The sequence below is a fragment of the Mesorhizobium sp. M0968 genome, from assembly GCF_040319065.1.
Lineage (GTDB): Bacteria > Pseudomonadota > Alphaproteobacteria > Rhizobiales > Rhizobiaceae > Mesorhizobium.
The window spans coordinates 1-4,497 of sequence record NZ_JAMYNL010000067.1; the positions used below are offsets into that span (position 1 = coordinate 1).

2 protein-coding genes and 2 pseudogenes are annotated in these 4,497 nt (G+C 61.0%); 3 read left to right on the forward strand and 1 reads right to left on the reverse strand.

All coding sequences use genetic code 11. The features are described 5' to 3' along the window. Positions 1-197 precede the first annotated feature (197 nt). Positions 198-1,229, forward strand: a pseudogene (locus tag NKH67_RS33700) (IS110 family RNA-guided transposase). Positions 1,230-1,473: 244 nt separating this feature from the next. Here the strand turns inward: NKH67_RS33700 and NKH67_RS33705 are convergent. Next, a pseudogene (locus NKH67_RS33705) lies at positions 1,474-1,771 on the reverse strand (transposase); the annotation flags it as partial. A gap of 112 nt (positions 1,772-1,883) precedes the next feature. Between NKH67_RS33705 and NKH67_RS33710 the strand changes: the two are divergent. Continuing rightward, complete coding sequence (locus NKH67_RS33710; protein ID WP_353033048.1) at positions 1,884-2,807, forward strand: integrase catalytic domain-containing protein; 924 nt, start codon at positions 1,884-1,886, stop codon at positions 2,805-2,807. Positions 2,808-2,907: 100 nt separating this feature from the next. Beyond that, positions 2,908-4,452, forward strand: coding sequence for an IS21 family transposase (gene istA, locus NKH67_RS33715; protein WP_353033050.1), 1,545 nt, complete (start codon positions 2,908-2,910; stop codon positions 4,450-4,452). Positions 4,453-4,497: the final 45 nt, after the last annotated feature.

Sequence of the window (4,497 nt, forward strand, 5' to 3'; positions counted from 1 at the left end):
AGACCGATATATTCTTCCATGGCTGTTCTCCATCAGATGCTGGGCCCGGCGTCAGGTCGTGAGCCCGTATTTCATCTTATCGGGGCTCTCTGGGCGATGCGCTCCCGCGATTACCCCATGTGGATGCCAGCCTTCTCCGGCGGCATCGCGATGTGCCAAGTTTGTGGTGTTAGAGCCACGCAAAGGAGAGGGCAGGCATCCATGGAAAGGTTACCATCATTGGGGTCGATCTGGCAAAGAACGTGTTTCAGCTGCATGGCGCGGCGGCTGACGGATCAGTCGTGTTCCGCAAAAAACTGTCGCGCCTGCAGTTTTGCAAGTTCATGGCGGGTCAGCCAACATGTGTAGTGGCGATGGAGGCGTGCGCCGGTTCCCATTATTGGGCTCGCGAGATGGTCCGGCTTGGCCATCAGCCGAAGCTGATTGCACCTCGGTATGTCAAGGCGTTCGTCAAGCGGCAGAAGAACGACGCAGCGGATGCGGAGGCGATCGTCGAGGCAGCGCAACGGCCAACGATGCGCTTCGTCGAACCGAAAACCGAGGAGCAGCAGTCTCGGTCCATAATGTTTTCGCACCCGAGAACAGCTGGTCAATCAGCGCACTGAGTTGGTCAACGCATTGCGTGCGCACCTTTATGAGTTCGGCCACATCGCGCCGCAGGGAATTCGTTATCTGAACCGACTTGAATGTGTCGTTGAGGACGAGAAAGCCAATTTGCCTGATCTGGCCCGCGAAATCTGCCGCGATCTGCTGGACCGGATCTACCACCTAACTGGCCGGATCGACGCACTGAAGAAGAAGATCGATGCTCTGTCGAGGGAAGCTGAGGCATCTCGGCGCTTGCAAACCATGCCCGGCGTTGGCCCCATCGCCGCACTGGCGATCGAAACTTTCGCGCCCCCGATGGAGACGTTCAAATGCGGCCGTGACTTCGCCGCCTGACTTGGGCTCGTCCCGTTGCAGAATCGACCGGCGGCAAGCAACGACTAGGAAAAACCTCGAAGATGGGCCAATGCGATATTCGACGCCTGCTCATCATTGGAGCCATGGCTGTGGTCCGATGGGCATCGCGGAAGGGCGCGCCCGAGGGCTCCTGGCTCGCGCGCATGATGCCGAAGAAGCCGCGCATGCTCGTGGCCATTGCGCTGGCCAACAAGATGGCGCGTGGCATCTGGGCCATGCTGACAAAGGAAGAGGATTACCGGAATCCGGCAACGGTGCCTGCATGAGCATTCAGCAGCACACCTGAACCGGTCCGTCGGGGATGTGAGGAAGGCCTGAACCGCATGGGCAAATGATCGATCAGATCGGGATCAGGAAACCAGAATTCGCACCGAACCTCGCGCTCGCTTTCTAGATTTGGACCTGATCCGCGTATCACCATACCGGCCCGCGGCACGTCATGGCCGCAAATCAAGGCCTGACACAAGACCGCACTCGATCACGCGTTCAAAGGTTCAAAATCTTATGTAATCTGGCGCGCTGCACGGCCCATTCGTCGTTCTGTTCGAGCAAGATCGCGCCAACCAGGCGGACGATGGCGTCATCATTTGGGAAGATGCCGATGACCTCGGTGCGCCGCTTGATCTCGCCGTTAAGGCGCTCGATGGTTGGTCGAGTGCAGCTTGGCGCGGTGCTCCTTGGGGAAAGTCATGTAGGCAAGCACGTCGGGCTCGGCGTCGTCCATGATTGTCGCCAGCTTCGGCACCTTCGGCCGGATCTGGTCGGCGACGGCGCGCCATTGCGTGCTTGCGGCCTCGGGCGTTTCCTGGGCTGTCGCATTGCCTCAAGGAAAATGTTACCGCGCGGGTTCGTTGCCTCACCTAAAATGTTATTCGTGAAGGCGCATGTCGCCATGATGCCTTCGCCATCAGGGAGGCATCATGAAGACGAAGATGACACATGCCATGCGCATGGAACTGGCCAATGCGGTCAGGGATCGCTATGCGGCCGCGACGACCAAGGACAAGCGCCGGATCTTGGAGGAGTTCATCGCCGCGACGGGGTATCACGAAAAGTCCGCAATCCGTGTCCTGAACAGCCACCCGAAGCCGAAGCATCGCCAGATCCGTCAACGCCTGTCGCTCTATGACGAGGCCGCGCGGGGCGCCTTGATCGTGCTGTGGGAAGCTTCCGATCGAGTTTGCGGCAAGCGCCTCAAGGCACTGCTGCCCATTCTATTGCCGGCGCTGGAACGCAATGGGCATTTGAAGCTCGAGGAGGAGATACACCACAAGGTCCTGTCGATGAGTGCCGCGACGATCGACCGCTTGCTCCAGATGCCGAGGCGCACCATGCGTACGAAAAAGAAGCCAAGGATTATGCCAGAGCCCCGGCGGCGCATCAAAATGCGCACCTTTGCTGACTGGAACGAGCCGCCTCCCGGCAGCATGGAAATGGACCTGGTTGCTCATTGCGGAGAGGCCAACTGCGGTAGCTATGTTCACAGCCTGGTTCTGACCGATATCGCGAGCGGATGGACGGAGGCCGCGCCCATCGTAGTCCGAGAAGGCACCCTCGTGGTCGAGACACTCGAGCGCATCCGGATGGGCTTGCCCTTTGCCCTGAGAGCGCTGGATGTGGATAATGGCAGCGAGTTTGTCAACAACAGGCTGATCGAATATTGCCTTGGTCACGGCATCGAACTCACTCGCTCGCGGCCTTACCGTAAGAACGACCAAGCGTGGATAGAGCAGAAAAATGGCGCCGTTGTACGGAAGCTCCTGGGTTATTGCGTGTTTCAGAAATTCTCGGACACCCATTCCGCTAATTCGCGGACAGCGATTTCAGTAATTACGGGACAGTGATTCCGCTAATTCCCGGACAGTTTTTGGGGCGGATATAACGGTCGGTTCTCGGGAGCGCCGTTCTGGCATTTTGCCCTCTCATCATCGGGTTGGGAGGGCCATGCCAAGACGGAAGCAAGCGAGACGAACGACAGTGAAAGACCTACGATCAATCCTGCGGCTGACGCATGAGCAGGGCCTCTCGGTGCGTGCGGTGTCGGAACGGCTGAAGATCAGCAAGACTTCGGTTTCGACCTATCTGTTGCGGGCACGTGAGGCTGGCGTCTCGGACTGGCCGCTGCCACCTGGCTGTGACGATGACGCATCGCTTGAGCGGCTTCTGTTTCGCCGGGTTGGCCGGCCACCGCAGGATCTGGACGAGCCCGATTGGGCGATGATCTCGCGCGAGCTGAAGCGCAAGGGCGTGACGCTGACGCTGTTGTGGCAGGAATACCGCGCGGCGCACCCCGATGGTTATGGCTACACCTGGTTTTGTGACCGGTTCGGCGCTTTCCAGCGCCGGTCGAGCGCGACGTTCCGCAACCGCCACGAGGCGGGCGCGGTGATGCAGACCGACTATGCGGGCCACACCGTGCCCGTCGTCGATCCCGATACTGGCGTCATCTGCCAGGCTCAGATCTTCGTTGCGGTGCTGGGCGCGTCGTCCTTCACCTTCGCCCATGCCAGCTTCAGCCAGAAACTGCCGGACTGGATCGAGGGTCAGTGCCGGGCACTCACCTTCTTCGGCGGGGTAACTAAGGCGATCGTCTGCGACAATCTGAAGGCCGGCGTCGCCAAGGCGCTGTGGTTCGAGCCGACGCTCAACCAGACCTTCGCCGCCATGGCAGAATATTACGACACGACGATCCTGCCGACCCGAAGCCGCAAGCCGCGCGACAAGGGGAAGGTCGAGGGCGCGGTGCTGATCGTCGAGCGCTGGGTCCTGGCCCGGCTGCGCAACCGGCGCTTCTTCAGTCTCGGCGATCTCAACGCCGCAATCGCGGTGTTGCTGGAGGATCTGAACAACCGCCCCATGCGCCATGTCGGCAAAAGCCGCCGGGAACTGTTCGAGGAGATCGAACGAACGGCCCTGTCGCCATTGCCGCCGGCGCCGTTCGAATATGCGGAGTGGAAATCGGCGAAGGTGCATCCCGACTACCATGTCGAGATCGACAGGACCTTCTACTCGGTGCCGCACGCGCTGATCGGGCGGCGCGTGGATGTGCGGCTCACCCACCGGGTGGTCGAGCTCTTCCATGATCACAAGCGCGTCGCCAGCCATGTCCGCCGCTCGCAGCGCTGCGGCCATGTCACCGTCAACGAGCACATGCCCAAGGCGCACCAGCGCTATGCCAACACGACGCCGGCGAACCTGATCCGGCAGGCAGCCGGGATCGGCGCCAACACCGCCATTCTGGTCGAGCGGATGATGCGCGACCGTCCCCATCCCGAGCAGGGATACCGCTCCGCGTTTGGCATCCTCTCGCTGGCCCGTCGCTACGAGCGGGATCGGCTCGAGGCGGCCTGCGCGCGGGCACTGACCATCAATGCGATTACCTACTCCTCCGTCAACGCCATCCTCAAATCCGGCCTCGACCGCGTGCCGCCCGCGGCCGAGCCGGTCACGCCCACGCCATCGCACACCAACATCCGCGGCGGGTCCTAACCCATGCTGACACATCCAACCCTCGACCAGATGCAGGCTCTCGGC